Source organism: Arthrobacter sp. U41, assembly GCF_007679325.1.
Classification (GTDB): domain Bacteria; phylum Actinomycetota; class Actinomycetes; order Actinomycetales; family Micrococcaceae; genus Arthrobacter.
The window spans coordinates 179,300-197,122 of the sequence record NZ_VEGI01000005.1; the positions used below are offsets into that span (position 1 = coordinate 179,300).

The window sequence follows — 17,823 nt, forward strand, 5'->3', positions numbered from 1 at the left end:
CGTCAACACCAGGAGGAAAGCCCCTGTGAAGGTATTTGGACAGCGCAAACGTGCCGCGGCAGCCGTAGTGGCGGCGGGCACGCTGATGGCCCTGGCCGCGTGCACCCCCGCCACCCAGGCGACCCCTTCCGCGGGTTCATCGTCGGCCTCGGCCAAGCCGTCCGCGGCCCAGCCCTCCACCACAGCGCCGGCCAGCCCGTCCGCCGCGCCCGGCACCTCAGCCACCGTCGGCGCCATGGTTCCCGGGTTCCCGAAGAAGCTCCTTCCGGTGATGCCCGAAGCGAAGATCGTCTCCAGCAGCTTCGACAAGACCACGGTGCCTGCCACCGTGGCACTCGTCGGCAGCATCCCGGCGCCGCCGGCTGAGGTGATGGCGTTCTATACGAAGCAACTCCAGGCCCAGGGCTTCAAGGCCGTTCCCGGGGAGACTGTGGGGGCCGTACCGTCCAAGGATTTCCTCCGCGGTGACAATGAAACGGTCAACATCGCCGTCGTGACGTCCGCCGGGGCTTCCACCTTCACCATCGGCGCCAATGTCAACGCTGGGTCCGTCAAGTGACGCTCGCGGAGCAATTGCGGCTCGAGCAGGCCGCGTATGTTGCCGCCGTCGCCGGGAAGCTCACCGACTTCCTGACCACCCGCCAGGCGGTGATGTCGTCAATCTCTCCCGACATTGACCCGCTGATGGGATCCATTTCGAACCTGGTCACTGGCGGGAAACGCCTGCGGGCACTCATGTGCTACTGGGGCTGGCGCGGCGCAGGCGGCGACGCCGGTGCCGGAGAAGTGGTGACGGCGGGCTCTGCACTGGAACTCTTCCAGGCCGCGGCGCTCATCCACGACGACATCATCGACCGATCAGACACACGCCGGGGCGGCCCCAGCGTGCACCGGCGCTTCAGCGAACTGCACGAGACGCAGGGCTGGGCGCTGGACAGCGAACGGTTCGGCCATGCGGCCGCCATCCTTACCGGCGACCTGTGCCTCTCCTTCAGTGAGGAGTCGTTTACCGAAATCGGACAGAGCGCAGCGTCCGGAAGCCGGGCCCGGCTGATCTTTAACCTGATGCGCGCCGAAGTCATGGCAGGCCAGTATCTCGACATCCTCGAGGAAGTCGCGGGGCCTAAGAGGGACCGCGCCGGTGCCGTCAGCCGGGCCCAGTCCATCATCCGCTTCAAGTCGGCCAAGTACTCCACCGAGCATCCGCTGGCTCTGGGCGGCGCCCTGGCCGGTGCCAGCGACGAGCTGCTGCGGGGCTACTCCGCCTTCGCACTCCCACTCGGCGAGGCATTCCAGCTCCGCGACGACGTCCTGGGAGTATTCGGCGATCCGGTGACCACCGGGAAGCCCGCCGGAGACGACCTCCGCGAAGGCAAGCGGACGGTGCTGATCGCCTTCGCCCTGGACCTCGCCAGCCAGGCCGAGTCCGCCTACATCGACGCGAAGCTCGGCAGCCCCGAACTCGATGACGCCGACGTGGACGAAATCCGCCGCATCATTACGGATTGCGGTGCACTCCAGGCCACGGAGGTACTGATCGAGGAATTCGGACGGGCGGCTTTCGCTGAACTGGAGCTCCTGGAACTGGACGAACTTCCCAAAACGGCGCTCCGGAAGCTGGCTGAGGCCACGGTCAGCCGCTCGTCCTGACCCGGCCTGCAGCCTGCGTCTGAACCGATGCCCGGTCTGCATCCGGCGCCTAAACCCGGTGCCTGGCCGGCTGGCTGCGCCAGACCTCGGCGGCCGCCAACAAAGCAGGCCCTGCACCTCATGTCCGAGGTGCAGGGCCTGCCATTTGTTTAAGTATCGGGATATTCCGGTCCTACCAGGCCAGGGACTGTGCCCGGCGCCGGATTTCCGTCTTCCGCCCCTCGCGCAGGGCATCGATCGGCCGGCCGCGCAGCGATTCGTCCGGAGTAAACAGCCAGACAATGAGTTCCTCGTCGGAATAGCCTGCGTCCGCGAGGACCACAATAGTTCCCTTTAGGCTCTCGACGGCATGCCCATCCTGAATGAATTCCGCAGGAACGGAACGGATCCGGCGTTCACCAACCCTTAATGCAGCCAGCGCGCGCTCGTCAAGAAGCGCGTGGACTTTCGTAATGGAAACGTTCAGGAGCTGTGCCACGTCGGGCAGGGGCAGCCATTCGCCCACAAGGCTTTCTACATTACTCACGGATCAAGATTGCCATGCCGGCGGGCTCCGCGCCTAGTCGGCGCCCGCTAGTGAAAGCAGACCACCTGTCGGTTCAGGGAAGCGAGCGATGCGCCCGTCCAATACTCCCGGGGAACGAACGGAGAGGCTGCATTTTCGGAATATGAAACGTTTCTTGTGCTATTTCACAATTCGTGAGAGATTCACATGGATCACATTTGTAACACTGACAACTTAAGTCACACTGGTAACACCAGTACCAGCCCTATCGAGCAAGCCAGGCCAGACCCGCAGCGTTCGCCGCTGAGAAGAGGATCTTCCCCATGACGTCACGTTCGCCAAAGCCCAACCCGGGGCCCAGCCTGCCGATGATTGCGGCCACGACGGCGGCACTTCCCGCCGTCGTCCTTTCTTCTTTGGCGATCGCGCAGCCGGCCGCGGCCGAATCACGCCCGCGCGCCATCCCGGCCACACTGGCCGCCGCCATCCAGGCCCAGGCCCAGGGACAGACCGCCAAGTCGTTGGCTTCCGCTTTCATCCCGGCCAACGCCGTCCCGACCGCCGTCCCTGCCGCCTTCCGGCCCGCCAAGGTTTCCGTGCCGGCGACGTACACGATTGCCCTCGGCGACACGATCAGCGGCATCGCCGGGAAGTTCGGCCTGGAGACCGCCGCGGTCCTGCGGTCGAACGGGCTGAAGGCGAACTCGATCATCTACCCCGGGCAGAAGATCAAGCTCAGCGCCACGGCCGCAGCTCCCCCCAAGGCGGCACCGGCCGCCGCGAAACCGGCGGCTGCTGCCGGCGGAAGCGTCTACACCGTGAAATCCGGCGACACCCTCGGTGCGATCGCCGCCCGCCACGGCGTCAAGCTCTCCCAGGTCTTCAGCCTGAACGGGCTCAACATGGGCTCGATCATCCACCCCGGCCAGAAGATCAAGATCGGCGCCGCTGCGGCGCCTGCCCCGTCCAAGCCAGCCCCGTCCAAGCCCGCTGCGTCGGCTCCGGCTGCTCCCACAGCTTCCGCGCCGGCGGGTTCCTACACCATCAAGTCCGGCGACACGCTGTCCGGCATTGCGGCACGGCACGGCGTCAAGCTCTCCGCCATTCTCGCCGCCAACCGCCTGACGATGAGCAGCATCATCTACCCCGGCCAGAAGCTTGCGCTGGCGGGTTCGTCCGTCGCCCCGGCCTCCACCCCGCCGGCCGCCACGGTGACGCCGCTCGTCCCCAGCACCTTCCTCGGCTTCAGCTACCCGGCCGCCGTCGTCAGCTCCGCCAACCAGAACAAGGCCCTGCTGAACGCCTCGCCGGTGCCCAGCCGCGAACAGATGAAGAAGATCGTGGCGGACACCGCCCGGCGCATGGGGGTCGATCCTTCGCTGGCCCTGGCCTTCGCTTTCCAGGAATCCAGCTTCGACCACCGCTCGGTCTCCCCCGCCAACGCGATCGGCACCATGCAGGTCATCCCGTCCTCGGGCCAGTGGGCCTCGGATCTGGTGGGACGCAAGCTGAACCTGCTGGACCCCTATGACAACGCCACCGCCGGCGTCGCCATCATCCGCCAGCTGATCCGCACCAGCAAGGACCGTGACACGGCAATCGCGGGTTACTACCAGGGCCAGTACTCGGTCAGCAAGTACGGCATGTATGACGACACCAAGCACTACGTCGCATCCATCAAGGCACACCAGAAGAACTTCAGCTAGGAGTCCGCGGCGGCCACAACCGCGCGCGCGACCAGCCGCCCTGGCCACTGCGGCGGATAACGATACGGGCCCGGATCGCATGTTAATTCGGGCCCGTTTCCGTGCAGCGATTAGGATCGTATAGTGCAGGAATATTCGTCGGACCCCCTTGTTGGCACCCTGGTGGATGGCCGGTACCTGATTCAGTCCAGGCTCGCCAGCGGCGGGATGTCCACCGTTTACGTGGCCACCGACCGCCGGCTGGAGCGTGATGTGGCGCTGAAGGTGCTGCACCCCCACATGGCCGGCGACCCGCAGTTCCTTGACCGGCTGGGCCGCGAAGCCAAGACCGCCGCCCGGCTCTCACACCCGCACGTCGTGGGCGTCCTCGACCAAGGCGAGGACGACCGGGTGGCCTACCTGGTGATGGAGTACATCAAGGGCCACACCCTGCGCGACGTCCTCAAGGAACGGGGCGCGCTGCCTCCACGTCTGGCGCTTGCCCTGATCGACCCCGTCGTTGAGGGGCTGGGCGCGGCACACGAGGCCGGCCTTATCCACCGGGACATCAAACCCGAAAATGTGCTGATCGCCGACGACGGCCGCATCAAACTCGGCGACTTCGGACTGGCCCGTGCCATTTCGACGTCGACCAGTACCGGCGCGCTGATCGGCACGGTCGCCTACCTCTCCCCCGAGCTCGTCCTGGGCAGGCAGGCCGACGCCCGCAGCGACATCTACTCGGTCGGGATCATGCTCTATGAGATGATCACCGGCCGGCAGCCGTTCGACGGCGAGGTACCCATCCAGGTCGCCTACCAGCACGTCAACTCGTCCGTGGGCGCCCCCTCGGAGCTGGTTCCGGGACTCGCCGGCGAGCTCGACGAGCTGGTGCAGTGGTGCACCGCCAACGAGCCCGACAAGCGTCCCGTCGACGGAAACGCCCTGCTCTCCGAGCTCCGGCACATCCGGCGGAACCTGAGCGACGCCGAGCTCGACCTGCAGCCCCCGGCAGCACGCCCGGCCCTGCCGCCCGTACCGCCGGCGCCCAGCCCGCCGGCCCGGCAGCCCGGTGCCCAGGCACCACGTACCGGCGACGGCGCCACCGAAGTGATCGGCGGCAGGCAGCAGCCCACGGAGTTCATCGCCCGCGGCAACAACCCGACCACCGTGATGTCCGCCGCCCCCCGGGGTCACGGCTACGGCCCGCTGGCCACACCGGACGACGTTGAGTACGCCGGCAACTATGACGACGCAGCGGACTCCGCGGCCCCGGCCAGCAAACGGGCACAGCGCAAGCACGACCGTGACGAGGAAAAGGCACGCCAGCGCGCCGCCGCCACGCCGGTGCGGAGCCTGCGTGCGGGAAACCCCCGGCGCCGCGGCCTGCTCTGGATTCTGGTGCTGGTGGTCGCGGCACTGCTGGCCGGCGGGGCGGGCTGGTTCTTCGGGATGGGGCCGGGCTCTCCCGGCACCGTCCCGCAACTCTCGAACAAAACCGTGGCCGAGGCCCAGCAGCTGCTCCGCGCCGCCGGGTTCCAGTCCACCACGAAGGACGTCTACGACGACGACGTCAAGCCGGGACTGGTGGTGGGCACGGATCCCGCGGCCGGCGAGGTGATCCGGAAGTTCCTGCCGGTATCCCTCTCCGTGTCCAAGGGCCCCCAGCTGTTCCCCCTGCCGCAGCTCACCGGAAAGTCCCTGGACGAGGCCAAGACCGCCCTCAACGGCGCGGGCATGGCCTTGGGGAAGATCTCCGAAACCTTCGATGAATCCGAACCCGCCGGCACGGTCCTTGCGCAGGCGCCCCGTAGTGGCAATCCGGTGCGGCATGGCACCCCCGTCGACCTGACCGTGTCCAAGGGACCGCAGCCGATTCCGGTACCGGACGTGCGCGGCCAGAACCAGGCCGACGCTGTCAAGGCCATCGAAGCCGCCGGGCTGAAAGCCGTCGTCGCACCCGAACCCGTCAACGACCGGAAGGTGCCCGAGGGAGCCGTGGTGGCGCAGGATCCGGCGTCGGGAAACCTGACCAAGGGCGGAACGGTGACGCTCACCATCTCCAAGGGACCCCGGCTCGTTGAAGTGCCCAGCTTCATCGGCCAGCAGGCCGACGAGGCCGAGGCGGCCCTCAGGGAACTGGGCTTCGAAGTGCAGGTCAACGACATCCTGGGCGGGTTCTTCGGCACCGTGCGGGACCAGGACCCGGTGAACGAGGAGGTTCCGGAGGGCTCCGTGGTCACCCTGACCGTGGTCTGACAGCCACCCCGGATTAAACAAGCTCCGCCCGGCTGAATCCAGCCGGGCGGAGCTTTGTTGTTGAGGAGCTTTAGCGCTTGGACAGGGCGCCGGCCACCAGGAAGGCCATCTCCAGGGACTGCATGTGGTTCAGGCGGGGGTCGCAGACCGATTCGTAGCGGTCCAGGAAGGACTCCTGGTCCACCGGGTCCGCGCCGCCCAAGCACTCGGCCACGTCGTCGCCGGTCATTTCGACATGCAGGCCGCCGGGGACGGTGCCGAGCGCGTGGTGGACCTCGAAGAAGCCGCGCACCTCGTCAATGACGTCGTCGAAGTTCCGGGTCTTGTAGCCGTTCGGCGAGGTGACCGTGTTGCCGTGCATGGGGTCGGTGACCCACAGGACCTGGGCACCGGATGCCGTGACCCGCTCCACAATCGGAGGCAGCTTCTCACGGATGTTGCCGGCGCCCATCCGGGTGATGAAGGTCAGGCGGCCGGGCTCGCGGTCCGGATCGAGTTTGTCGATCAGGCGCAGCGCGTCGTCGCCGGAGGTGCCCGGCCCCAGCTTCACGCCGATCGGGTTGCGCACGCGGGAGAGGAAGTCGACATGGGCGTGGTCCAGTTCGCGCGTGCGCTCACCGATCCAGAGGAAATGCGCGGACGTGTCGTACGGGAAGCCCGTGCGGGAATCGATGCGGGTCAGCGCGCGCTCGTAGTCCAACAGCAGCGCTTCGTGGCTGGCGTAGAACTCCACCCGCTTGAGGGCCTCGAAGTCCGCGCCGCAGGAAGCCATGAACTTGATGGCGCGGTCGATGTCCCGGGCCAGGGACTCGTAGCGTGCGTGGGCGGGGTTCTCGGTGAAGCCCTTGTTCCACTGGTGCACGAGGCGCAGGTCCGCGAAGCCGCCCTGAGTGAAGGCGCGGATCAGGTTCAGGGTGGAGGCCGAGGTGTGGTACGCCTTGAGCATCCGGCTGGCGTCGTGGGCGCGGGATTCCGGCGTGAAGTCGAAGCCGTTGACGATGTCGCCGCGGTAGGCCGGCAACGTGATGCCCTCGCGGGTCTCATCATTGGAGGAACGCGGCTTGGCGAACTGTCCGGCCATGCGGCCCATCTTGATGACGGGCATCGCGGCGCCGTAGGTGAGGACCACCGCCATCTGGAGGATGGTGCGGACGCGGGCGCTGATCTTGTCTGCCGTGGCGGCCTCGAAGGTTTCCGCGCAGTCTCCGCCCTGGAGCAGGAAGGCTTTCCCCTGGGCAGCCGCGGCGAGCCGCTCGCGCAGGATGTCCACTTCGCCGGCGAAGACGAGCGGCGGGAGGACTGAAAGTTCCTTGACGGAGGCTTCAAAAACGGCCGGGTCGGACCAGTTGGGCTGCTGTGAGGCCGGCAGTTCCCGCCAGTGATCCAGGCCGGGATAGTTTGCCGCTCCGCTCTGGGCGGTGCTGGCCAGGGCTGTGCTGGTCAGTGCGGGGCCGGTCAGGGCGGAGCCGCTCAGGGAACTGTTCAGGGGGGAGGCCGAAGGCGCAGATAGCTCAGTCACCTTCTAAGGATAGTAGCCTCCGTGCCGTTCGTCGGCCCCGGACCGTCATTGATGGCGCCGGTCCCGTCACACGCTGGGGTCAGACACTTCCGGGGGCGGCCGGGCCGGCACCGGCCGGGCCTTCCTCCGGGACTTCCGTGGCTTTTCCGGCGAGCCGGAGCTTGACGACGGCGGCGTACTCGTCGACGTATTCCTGGCCGGAGAGCCGCATCAGTTCGTACATGATCTCGTCGGTCACGGAGCGCTGGATCAGCCGGTCATCCTCCATCCCGTAGTACCGGCTGAAGTCCAGCGGCTCGCCGAAGATCATGCCGATGCGCCGGATGTTGGGCATCCGCTTGCCGATCGGCTGGACTTTGTCCGTGCCGATCATGGCGACGGGGATGACGGGAACGCGGGCCTGCAGCGCCAGCCGCGCCACCCCTACTTTCCCCCGGTACAGCCGGGAGTCCGGGCTGCGGGTTCCCTCGGGGTAGATGCCCAGGAGCGAGCCGTTCTTCAGTACGTCCATGCCGGCATCGAGCGAGCGCGCGGACGCGGCCCCGCCGGAACGGTCCATCGGCAGCTGGTTGGTGAGCCGGAAGAACGTGGCCGTCAGCCTGCCCTTGATCCCCTTGCCGGTGAAGTACTCCGATTTGGCGAGGAACACCACGGGCCGGGGCACCATCAGCGGCATAAAAATGGAGTCCGAGAACGAGAGGTGGTTGGAGGCCAGGATGGCGGCACCCTCGGCGGGGACGTTGTCCAGGCCCTTGACCCACGGCCTGAAAAGCGTCTTCAGCACCGGCCCGAGAACGAACGTCTTCATGAACCAATAAAACACGTGGTGTACCCCTCCGGCAGGCGTCTGGCAGGCCCCGCATCGGACCCGGCCCGGACTTCAATGACACCCTACTCTAGTGAGTTTTATCCGGAACAGTGACACGATGGGCTCATGACCGGAAGCAGCTCTCCCGTGGCGCCCGCAGCGTTCAGTTACCCCGGCCACGGCGGCAACGCGGGCATCGGTGTGGCCATCTGCCACGGCTTCACCGGCAGCCCCCTCAGCGTCCTCCCCTGGGCCGAACACCTGGCCCGCGAGGGCTTCGCCGTATCCGTCCCGCTGCTGCCCGGACACGGCACGGACTGGCGCGACCTCGCCCGCCACGGGTGGCAGGACTGGTACCGGGCCTTCGAGGACGCCTACCTGGACCTCGCCGCGGGAACCCGGCACTGCTACGTGGCAGGACTCTCCATGGGCGGGACCATCGCCCTGCGCGTGGCTGCCCGCCACAACGTCGCCGGGGTCGCCGTCGTCAACCCGGGGCTGAGCTTCTACGACCGCCGGGTGCGCTACATCGGCCTCCTCAAGCACGTCCAGCGCACCACGGTACCGGTCCAGGAACCGAACCCGACGCCCGTCAGCACCGAGGACGGTGACTACTCGCTCACGCCGCTGGAAGCTGTCCACCAGCTGAGCAGGCTGTTCAAGACGACGCTGCGCGAACTGCCCGCCGTCGCCGCTCCGGCCCTCGTCTTCAAGTCCGCGACGGACACGGTGGTTCCGCCGTCGTCGACGGCACTGCTGCGGAAGCGGCTGGGATCGCGGGACGTTGACATCGTGGTCCTGCCGGATAGCGGCCATGTGGCAACGCTCGACGTCGACGCCCCCACGATCTTCCGGCAGTCCGTAGAGTTTTTCCGCCACCACGCAACCGCCGCCCCGCAGTCCGCGGCGTCAGCTGTCCAGTCCGCCGCCCGAGCCCCGGAGACCCCATGACCATCCCCCTGGACCACAGCCCGTTCAGCAGCCCGTTCACCGGAACCGGCACCCGCACCGGCGTTGTGGTGTCCCATGGCTTTACCGGCAGCCCGCATGGCGTCAGGGACTGGGCCAGGTCGCTGGCCGACGCCGGCTACGCGGTGCGGACGCCGCTGCTTCCCGGCCACGGCACCAGCTGGCACGAGCTGGCACGGACGCACTGGCAGGACTGGCACGGCGCATTGGATGCCGCGTACGTCGAGCTGGCCGAGGAATGTGAGCAGGTGGTCGTGGCCGGCCTGTCCATGGGCGGAGCGCTGGCGCTGCGGATAGCCGCCACGCGTCCGGTGGCCGGGGCCATACTGGTCAACCCCGGCCTTGTCATTGACGATCCCCGGGCACCGCTGGCGGGCGTCCTGCGATTCGTGCTGAAGAGCACCCCCGCGATCGCCAACGACATCCTGAAGGAGGGCATGGACGAGGGAGCCTACCCGCGGACGCCGGTCGCCGCGGCGTACCAGTTGGACAGGATGTTCAAAGACACAGTGCGGTTGCTCCCCCGGATCACCGCTCCGGTGCGGGTGTACCGTTCCACGGTGGACCATGTGGTCTCCGATTCGAGCATGCTGGCCCTGCGCCGCGGCCTGACCCGCGCCCCGCTGGAGGTGATCCGGCTGGAAAACAGCTACCACGTGGCTACGATGGACAACGATGCGCCCGAAATCTTCCGTGGCTCGGCCGAGTTCATCCGGTCGCTGGTTGCGGGAGACGCCCCGGACGCTGCCCACGCTAGCCAAAAGGACACGGCAGATGAGTAGACCGGACTCCAACTCTCCTGATCCCGATTCATCGGATTCCCGCGCCGGCCAGGACGACGCCGTCTGGCTCGATCTGGTCGCGAGGCTGGAAGGGCGGGACCCTGCAGCGGACCCCGTCGCCCCGGTGGTACCGGGAGCCACGGACAGCGCGGACGGGGCCGAGCGGCCGGAAGCTCCTGTGACGGACGGTGGGGACCTCGACCGCCAGAGCATCGACAGCCATGGCCTCGACGGCCCGGCAGCCCGCCGGCCGTTCAGCGACTTCGACCCGCTGGGCCTGTCCGCCGGAGCACCGATTGAACTCTCCGCCGAGGAGCGGCTCGCGCAAGGCCAGCCCTCCGGGGGTTCAACAGGGGGTTCAACAGCAGGCACACCGGGAAGCCCACCAGCCGGTACACCCGCCGGCGCGGCAGCCGCGGACGATCCCGGGGGCGCTCCGGGGCCCCGGGACTATGAGGCCGAGGACGGCGATCCGTTCATCCCGGGCGAGTTCGTGCCGGAGGAACCGCCCAGCCTCGCCGGCGCCGACCCCATGACCGTGCTGGCCTGGCTGGGCGCTGTGGGCGGTCCCGTGGCGCTCGTGATGTCGGCGATGTTCTGGCGCTCGGCCCCCTTGATGGCCATCCTCGGTATGGTGGCCGCCTTCGCGGCGTCGGTGGTCTTCCTGATCATGAAGCTGCCGGGCGAGAAGGACGAGCACGACGACGGCGCCCGCATCTAGCGCTGCTAGCTGTGCATCCGGCTGCTGACCCGGGACAGGTCCGCAGCACCAATCAGGCCGGCATTCGGCCCGAGGGCCGCCAGGTCGATTTCCGCCGCGGGCCGGAAACCCCGGCCGGTCAGGTTCCGGGCGAAGGCCTTCCGGGCCGGGCCCACCAGCAGTTCTCCTGCGTCGCAGAGTCCGCCGCCGATCACGAACTTGCCCGGATCGAGGGCGGCTGCGAGATTGGCGAGTCCCAGTCCGAGCCACTCCCCGACGTCCTCGAGCAGCTCCCGGGAGGTGGCGTCCCCCGCCTTCGCCAGTTCGGTGACAATCACTCCGGTGATGCGCTCCGCGTGGCCGTCCACCGCTTTAAGCAGTTCCTGGGCCACCGGCGAGTTGGCGGCGGCAAGCTCCCGGGCTTCCCTGCCAAGCGCATTGCCGGACGCGTACTGCTCCCAGCAGCCTCGGTTTCCGCACTCGCAGCGGTGGCCGCCCGGCATGATGATCTGGTGGCCGAACTCCCCGGCCACGCCGAAGCGCCCGCGTTCCAGCCGGCCGTCCATCACCATGGCACCACCGATTCCGGTGCCGAGCGTGATGCAGACCAGGCGGTTCTGGCCCTGCCCGGCGCCGAAACGCCATTCCGCCCAGGCGGCCGCATCGGCGTCGTTGGTCAGCAGTACGGGCCGGCGGAGCAGGCGCTGCAGGTTGTCCCGGAGCGGCTCGTTGCGCCACGCCAGGTGGGGGCTGAACAGCACGGTGCCGCCGTCGAGGTCCATCCAGCCGGCCGCACCAATCCCGACCGACCAGATCCGGTGGCCCGCGCCCAATTCCTCCACCAGTTCAACAATGACCTGCTCCACCGCCCGGGGATCATTGCCCGGAGTGGACCGCTTGGCCTGGGCGAGGATCCTGCCGTCCGCGTCCACCACGCCGGCCGCGACCTTGGTGCCGCCGATGTCCACACCGATGGCGAGGCCCTTCCGGCCAAGCCGCAGATGCTCCCGGAATCCGTGGCCGGCCTGTCCGGCAGCCGCCCCGGCAAGGGTCCGGCGCCGCCAGGCGGCGGTCCTGCGATACGGGCCGGGCTGCTGTCCGGGTGTAGGTGTGTGCATGATTCCCCATCCTATTCTCCGGAGCGCCCCGGCGGGGGCCGCGTCGCCCGGCCACTCCGGTGGGCGCATGACCTGACAGACGGGCGCGCGCAGGCGGGCGGCGCTCCGACGGCGGCAGCCGCGGCTCCGGTCATGCGCCTCCGGTCCTGCTCCGGGACCCGCCGCTGGCGCCGCGGCTTTACCAAACCGTAAGGTTACTCACCAGTAGATGTGGTGGAACACACATCTCTCGGCCCACATACTAGTGTTAGTCGTACCCCTCGCGGGTCTATGGATATCAAAGGAGCTAACGTGCGAGAAATCAGTGTCCCGCCCCTGGTCACCGTCCCCCCGGAATCGAACGTCACGGACCTGGTCCTGCGTCAGGCCGCCAAGGCCTCCAACCCGGCCCTGTTCTCCCGACTGGACGACGCAGGACAGTGGCAGGACATCCGGGCCACCGATTTCCTGGCCGATGTTTCACTGCTCGCCAAGGGCCTGATGGCCAGCGGCGTCGGGGCCGGCGACAGGGTGGGCATCATGTCCCGCACCCGGTACGAATGGGCGCTGATCGACTTCGCCATCTGGTTCGCCGGCGCCGTGTCGGTGCCGATCTACGAGACGTCCTCCCCCTCCCAGGTTGCCTGGAACCTGGGCGATTCCGGCGCCGTCGCCGCCTTCGGCGAGTCCGCCCACCACGAGGACATCATCCGGCAGGCCGCCACCTCGGAAGGGCTCACCGACCTGGCCCACGTCTGGCAGCTCGAAGGAAAGGGCCTCGACGAGGTCCGCGCCGCCGGTGCGGCCGTCAGCGACGAGGAGCTGGAGGCCCGGCGCAGCCTGGCGTCGCTCACGGACCTCGCGACCATCATCTACACCTCGGGCACCACCGGTCGGCCGAAGGGCTGCGAGCTGACCCACGGCAACTTCGTGGAACTCTCGGAAAACGCGCTGGCCACCTCGCTGAACAAGATCGTCCACGAGCACGCCCGGACCATCATGTTCCTGCCGCTCGCCCACGTGTTCGCGCGGTTCATTTCGGTGCTCGCCGTGGCCGCCGGCGTCACCGTCGCGCACACACCCGACATCAAGAACCTCCTGCCGGACCTGCAGAGCTACAAGCCGACCTTTATCCTCGCGGTGCCGCGGGTCTTTGAGAAGGTCTACAACTCGGCGCTCACCAAGGCCGAGGACGGCGGCAAGGGCGCCATCTTCCACCGCGCCGCGGACACCGCGATCGAGTTCTCCCGCGCCCGGCAGGCCGGGAAGGTCGGCCTGGGCCTCAAGCTCAAGCACACCGTCTTCGACAAGCTCGTCTACAGCAAGCTCCGCGCCGCCATGGGCGGCGAGGTAGCCCACGCGGTCTCCGGCGGCGGCCCCCTGGGCGAGCGGCTGGGGCACTTCTTCCAGGGCATCGGCATGCAGATCCTGGAGGGCTACGGCCTGACCGAGACCACGGCCCCCGTCACCGTCAACACGCCGGAACTCATCAAGATCGGCACCGTCGGCGCCCCGATTCCCGGCAACGCCGTGAAGATCGCCGACGACGGCGAAATCCTCGCCAAGGGCGTCTGCGTGATGCGCGGCTACTACAAGCGCGAGGACCTCTCCGCCGAAGCCTTCGACAACGGCTGGTTCCGCACCGGCGACATCGGCCAGCTCGATGAGCAGGGCTTCCTGACCATCACGGGACGGAAAAAGGAAATCATCGTTACGGCCAGCGGCAAGAACGTGGTGCCGGCCCTCCTGGAGGACCAGATCCGTGCGGACGCGCTGGTGTCCCAGGTGCTGGTGGTGGGCGACAACCGCCCCTTCATCGGCGCCCTGGTCACCCTCGACGAGGAGGCCCTGCCCGGCTGGCTGCACCGCCACGGGCTGCCCGCCTCGACCACCATCGCCGAAGCCACCGACAACCCGGTGGTCAAGGCCGCGGTGCAGGAGCTCATCAACGGCGCCAACCAGTCGGTGTCCCAGGCCGAGGCGATCAAGTCCTTCCGGATCGTGCCGGCCGACTTCACGGAGGCCTCCGGCCACCTGACGCCGTCCATGAAGGTCAAGCGCGCCCAGGTGATGAAGGACTTCGAGAACGTCATCGAGGAGATGTACGGCGCGCCGCGTCCCACCCAGCTCTAAGCACAACGGCAAAGGGACCCTCCGCATCAGCGGAGGGTCCCTTTGTGTGTCCGGCTCGGGGTTGTTCGCTGCCGCTATTCGACAACCAGCAGCAGGTCACCGCCCTGGACCTGTTCGATCGCACCGACGGCGAGGCGCGAGACCGTGCCGGCGACCGGCGTCGTAATGGACGCTTCCATCTTCATGGCCTCGATCGTAGCGACGGTATCGCCGGCCTTGACCGCTTCCCCGGCCTTGACGGTCAGGGTGACGGCTCCGGCGAACGGTGCGGCCACCTGGCCCGGCTGGGAGGTGTCGGCGCGTTCGGCGGCCTTGACGTTGCTGATCACGGAACGGTCGCGGACCGACACCGGCCGGGACTGGCCGTTGAGCGTGCACATGACGGTGCGCATGCCTTTCTCATCGGGCTCGGAAACCGCTTCGAGCGACGCGATCAGGTTGACGCCCTTCTCCAGCTCGATCTCGTGCTCGGCGCCGCGCTGCAGGCCGAAGAGGTAGTCGCGGGTGTCCAGGACCGAGAGGTTGCCGTAGGTCTCCACGCTCTTCTGGTAGTCCTTGGTGGGGCCCGCGAAGAGCAGCCGGTTGAGGGTCTGCTGCACGGTCTTGGAATCGGACTTGAGCGCGGCACTGTCCTCGGCGCTGAGCTCCACGTCGCGGAGCTTCACCGTCCGCCCCTGCAGGGCCTTGGTGCGGAACGGCTCCGGCCAGCCCCCCGGAGGATCGCCCAGTTCACCGGACAGGAACCCGATCACGGAATCCGGGATGTCATACTTCTGCGGGTTCTCGTTGAAGTCCGCGGGATCGGCGTTGAGGCCCACGAGGTGCAGGGCGAGGTCGCCGACGACCTTGGAGGACGGAGTGACCTTGACCAGCCGGCCGAGGATGCGGTCCGCCGCGGTGTACATGTCCTCGATGGCCTCGAACCGTTCGCCGAGCCCCAGCGCCATGGCCTGCTGGCGCAGGTTGGAGAGCTGGCCGCCGGGGATCTCGTGCTGGTAGACCCGTCCGGTGGGTCCCGGGAGGCCGGACTCGAAGGGTGCGTAGACCCGGCGCACGGCTTCCCAGTACGGTTCCAGGGCACACACATTGGCCAGGTTCAGTCCGGTGTCGCGGGGCGTGTGGGCCAGGGCCGCAACCAGGGCGGAGGCGGAGGGCTGGCTGGTGGTGCCGGCCAGTGAGGCGGATGCCACGTCCACGGCGTCCACGCCGGCATCGACGGCCGCCAGCAGTGTTGCCAGCTGCCCGCCCGCGGTGTCGTGCGTGTGCAGGTGCACCGGGAGGCTGAAGCGTTCGCGCAGTGCCGACACCAGCCGGGCGGCGGCGGCGGGACGCAGCAGGCCTGCCATGTCCTTGATCGCCAGGATGTGCGCGCCGGCGTCGACGATCTTCTGGGCGAGCTCGAGGTAGTAGTCCAGGGTGTAGAGCGTCTCGTCCGGGTCCAGCATGTCCGCGGTGTAGCACAGGGCCACTTCGGCGACGGCCGTGCCGGTCTCGCGGACGGCGCGGATGGCCGGGGCCATCTGGTTGACGTCGTTGAGTGCATCGAAGATGCGGAAGATGTCGATGCCGGTAGCGGCGGCCTCGTTGACGAAGGCAACCGTGACTTCCTCCGGGTACGGGGTGTAACCGACCGTGTTGCGGCCGCGGAGGAGCATCTGCAGGCAGACGTTCGGCAGGGCTTTGCGCAGTGCGGCGAGCCGGTCCCAGGGATCCTCGCCCAGGAAACGGAGGGCGACGTCGTAGGTGGCACCGCCCCAGGCCTCGACGGAAAGCAGTTCCGGGAGGAGCTTGGAGACGGCGGGTCCGGCTGCCACGAGGTCGCGGGTGCGGACCCGGGTGGCCAGCAGGGACTGGTGGGCGTCGCGGAACGTTGTGTCCGTGACGGCGACGGCGCCCTGGGCGCGCAGTGCCGCCGCGAAGCCTTCCGGCCCCAGTTCCAGCAGCCGCTGGCGGGAGCCCGGCTGGGCCGCGGCCTCGTCCAGGGCCGGGAGCTTGGCGGCGGGATCGCTGTGGACGGTGATTTCGCCGTTGGGCTTGTTCACCGTGACCTCGGCAAGCCAGGTCAGCAGCTTGGTGCCGCGGTCCGCCGACACCCGTGCTTTGAGCAGCTCGGGGCGTTCGTCGATGAACGAGGTGGCCACGTTGCCGGCAATGAAGTCGGCATCGTCCAGGACGGCCTGCAGGAACGAGATGTTGGTGGAGACGCCGCGGATGCGGAACTCGGCGAGGGCCCGGCGGGCACGGGCGACGGCGGCCGGGTATTCGCGGCCGCGGCAGGTCAGCTTGACCAGCATCGAGTCGAAGTGCGGGCTGATCTCGGCGCCGGAGTAGACGGTGCCGCCGTCGAGCCGGACGCCTGCGCCGCCGGCCGAGCGGTAGCCGGTGATCTTGCCGACGTCGGGCCGGAAGCCGTTGGCCGGGTCCTCAGTGGTGATACGACACTGCAGGGCGGCGCCCTTGAGCTGGACCGTCTCCTGGGAGAGTCCCAGGTCCGCGAGGGTCTCTCCGGAGGCGATGCGCAGCTGGGCCTGGACGAGGTCGACGTCGGTGACTTCCTCGGTGACGGTGTGCTCGACCTGGATCCGCGGGTTCATTTCGATGAAGACGTGCTGGCCAGCCCTCTCGCCCACAGTGTCGACGAGGAACTCCACCGTGCCGGCGTTGACGTAGTTCAGAGCCTTGGCGAACTTCACGGCGTCGCGGTACAGCGCCTGCCGGATGCCTTCGTCGAGGTTCGGCGCCGGGGCGATCTCGATGACCTTCTGGTGGCGGCGCTGGATGGAGCAGTCGCGTTCGAAGAGGTGCATCACGTTGCCCTCCGCGTCGGCCAGGATCTGGACCTCGATGTGGCGGGGGCGGAGGACCGCCTGCTCCAGGAACATGGTGGGGTCGCCGAAGGCCGCGTCGGCTTCGCGCATGGCGGCCTGCAGGGCTTCGGGCAGGGCCTCGCGGGTGTCGACGCGGCGCATGCCGCGCCCGCCGCCGCCGGCGACGGCCTTGGCGAAAATGGGGAACCCGATCTCGTCGGCGGCGGCGATCAGCTCATCGAGGTCCTTAGAGGGCTGGCTGGATTTCAGGACTGGCACGCCGGCCTTGCGGGCCGCCTCAAGCGCTGCGACCTTGTTGCCGGCGAGTTCCAGGACCTCGGCGGGAGGGCCTACGAAGGTGATGCCGGCCGCGGCGGCGGACCGGGCCAGGCGCGGGTTCTCGGAGAGGAAGCCGTAGCCGGGGTAAATGGCGTCGGCCCCGGCTTCCTTGGCCACCCGCACCACTTCGTCAACGTCGAGGTACGCCCGGACAGGGTGGCCCTCGTCACCGATCAGGTAGGCCTCGTCGGCTTTCTGACGGTGGATTGAGTTGCGGTCCTCGTGCGGGAAGACTGCCACGGTTTTGGCGCCAAGTTCGTAGCCGGCGCGGAAGGCACGGATCGCGATTTCGCCGCGGTTGGCCACCAGAATCTTCGAAAACATACTTCTCCTGCATCATCGCGGGTGTATCTGTAATTGGTCACAGTGTCCAAGACGTGAACGGGCAAACACAAACTATTGTGTCGACCGTCACAGGGACGTGCGTCACGTAGGGATACCGGATTAGCCAGGGCGGCCTGCGCCCCTGGTGGAAGCTTATCCATGATCTGCCGCCCCGGCACCCGATGAGGCAGGTTTCCCCGGGACGGCAACATATGATGAGTGGGTGGGTGGCGCATGCTCGCCCCG

13 protein-coding genes are annotated in these 17,823 nt (G+C 68.1%); 8 read left to right on the plus strand and 5 right to left on the minus strand.

The genetic code is table 11. The features are described 5' to 3' along the window. The first annotated feature begins 25 nt into the window (after positions 1-25). Together FS787_RS15125 and FS787_RS15130 are read left to right on the plus strand one after the other, a co-directional pair. Complete coding sequence (locus FS787_RS15125; protein WP_144673610.1) at positions 26-559, plus strand: hypothetical protein; 534 nt, start codon at positions 26-28, stop codon at positions 557-559. Next, a complete protein-coding gene (locus FS787_RS15130; protein WP_144673612.1) occupies positions 556-1,650 on the plus strand; it encodes a polyprenyl synthetase family protein in 1,095 nt (364 codons plus the stop codon). Before FS787_RS15125 ends, FS787_RS15130 begins: the two co-directional genes overlap by 4 nt. A gap of 172 nt (positions 1,651-1,822) precedes the next feature. Here the strand turns inward: FS787_RS15130 and FS787_RS15135 are convergent, their stop codons facing one another. Further along, positions 1,823-2,176 carry an Rv2175c family DNA-binding protein gene (locus tag FS787_RS15135; protein ID WP_144673614.1) on the minus strand — a complete coding sequence of 118 codons (354 nt, stop codon included), beginning with the start codon at positions 2,174-2,176 and terminating at the stop codon, positions 1,823-1,825. Between the two features lie 302 nt (positions 2,177-2,478). Between FS787_RS15135 and FS787_RS15140 the strand changes: the two genes are divergently transcribed. Both FS787_RS15140 and FS787_RS15145 read left to right on the plus strand, forming a co-directional pair. Further along, positions 2,479-3,861 (plus strand): LysM peptidoglycan-binding domain-containing protein, encoded by a 1,383-nt coding sequence (locus FS787_RS15140; protein ID WP_260982578.1) that lies wholly within the window; start codon positions 2,479-2,481, stop codon positions 3,859-3,861. A 120-nt stretch (positions 3,862-3,981) separates the two neighbouring features. Continuing rightward, entirely contained in the window at positions 3,982-6,099 is a 2,118-nt protein-coding gene (locus FS787_RS15145) for a Stk1 family PASTA domain-containing Ser/Thr kinase (RefSeq protein ID WP_144673616.1), read from the plus strand. A 70-nt stretch (positions 6,100-6,169) separates the two neighbouring features. On the opposite strand, the gene FS787_RS15150 is transcribed toward FS787_RS15145, so the two are convergent. Next, positions 6,170-7,543: a class II 3-deoxy-7-phosphoheptulonate synthase gene (locus FS787_RS15150; protein WP_260982584.1), complete on the minus strand. Its 1,374-nt coding sequence runs from the start codon at positions 7,541-7,543 to the stop codon at positions 6,170-6,172. A 154-nt stretch (positions 7,544-7,697) separates the two neighbouring features. Next, on the minus strand, positions 7,698-8,441 hold the full coding sequence (locus FS787_RS15155) for a 1-acyl-sn-glycerol-3-phosphate acyltransferase (protein ID WP_144673618.1): 744 nt from the start codon (positions 8,439-8,441) through the stop codon (positions 7,698-7,700). A 111-nt stretch (positions 8,442-8,552) separates the two neighbouring features. On the opposite strand from FS787_RS15155, the gene FS787_RS15160 reads away from it, so the two are divergent. Genes FS787_RS15160 through FS787_RS15170 form a run of 3 tightly spaced genes read left to right on the plus strand, consistent with a single transcriptional unit; the run spans position 8,553 to position 10,898 of the window. Continuing rightward, entirely contained in the window at positions 8,553-9,377 is an 825-nt protein-coding gene (locus tag FS787_RS15160; RefSeq protein ID WP_144673620.1) for a carboxylesterase, read from the plus strand. Then, the gene (locus tag FS787_RS15165; RefSeq protein ID WP_144673622.1) at positions 9,374-10,177 is read left to right on the plus strand and encodes a carboxylesterase; all 804 of its coding nucleotides are present in this window, start codon (positions 9,374-9,376) and stop codon (positions 10,175-10,177) included. The genes FS787_RS15160 and FS787_RS15165 overlap by 4 nt, the downstream gene beginning before the upstream one ends. After that, a complete protein-coding gene (locus FS787_RS15170; RefSeq protein WP_144673624.1) occupies positions 10,170-10,898 on the plus strand; it encodes a hypothetical protein in 729 nt (242 codons plus the stop codon). The genes FS787_RS15165 and FS787_RS15170 overlap by 8 nt, the downstream gene beginning before the upstream one ends. 5 nt (positions 10,899-10,903) lie before the next feature. On the opposite strand, the gene FS787_RS15175 is transcribed toward FS787_RS15170, so the two are convergent. Next, positions 10,904-11,995 carry an ROK family glucokinase gene (locus FS787_RS15175; protein ID WP_144673626.1) on the minus strand — a complete coding sequence of 364 codons (1,092 nt, stop codon included), beginning with the start codon at positions 11,993-11,995 and terminating at the stop codon, positions 10,904-10,906. A gap of 291 nt (positions 11,996-12,286) precedes the next feature. Between FS787_RS15175 and FS787_RS15180 the strand changes: the two genes are divergently transcribed. After that, entirely contained in the window at positions 12,287-14,107 is a 1,821-nt protein-coding gene (locus FS787_RS15180; RefSeq protein ID WP_144673628.1) for a long-chain fatty acid--CoA ligase, read from the plus strand. Between the two features lie 74 nt (positions 14,108-14,181). Here the strand turns inward: FS787_RS15180 and FS787_RS15185 are convergent, their stop codons facing one another. Then, entirely contained in the window at positions 14,182-17,577 is a 3,396-nt protein-coding gene (locus tag FS787_RS15185; protein ID WP_144673630.1) for a pyruvate carboxylase, read from the minus strand. Positions 17,578-17,823 lie beyond the last annotated feature (246 nt).

Excerpts from the sequence above, each read along its gene's own strand:
- FS787_RS15185 (WP_144673630.1), bottom strand. The coding sequence starts at position 17,577 with ATGTTTTCGAAGATTCTGGTGGCCAACCGCGGCGAAATCGCGATCCGT.
- FS787_RS15160 (WP_144673620.1), top strand. The coding sequence starts at position 8,553 with ATGACCGGAAGCAGCTCTCCCGTGGCGCCCGCAGCGTTCAGTTACCCC.
- FS787_RS15170 (WP_144673624.1), top strand. The coding sequence starts at position 10,170 with ATGAGTAGACCGGACTCCAACTCTCCTGATCCCGATTCATCGGATTCC.
- FS787_RS15140 (WP_260982578.1), top strand. The coding sequence starts at position 2,479 with ATGACGTCACGTTCGCCAAAGCCCAACCCGGGGCCCAGCCTGCCGATG.
- FS787_RS15175 (WP_144673626.1), bottom strand. The coding sequence starts at position 11,995 with ATGCACACACCTACACCCGGACAGCAGCCCGGCCCGTATCGCAGGACC.
- FS787_RS15165 (WP_144673622.1), top strand. The coding sequence starts at position 9,374 with ATGACCATCCCCCTGGACCACAGCCCGTTCAGCAGCCCGTTCACCGGA.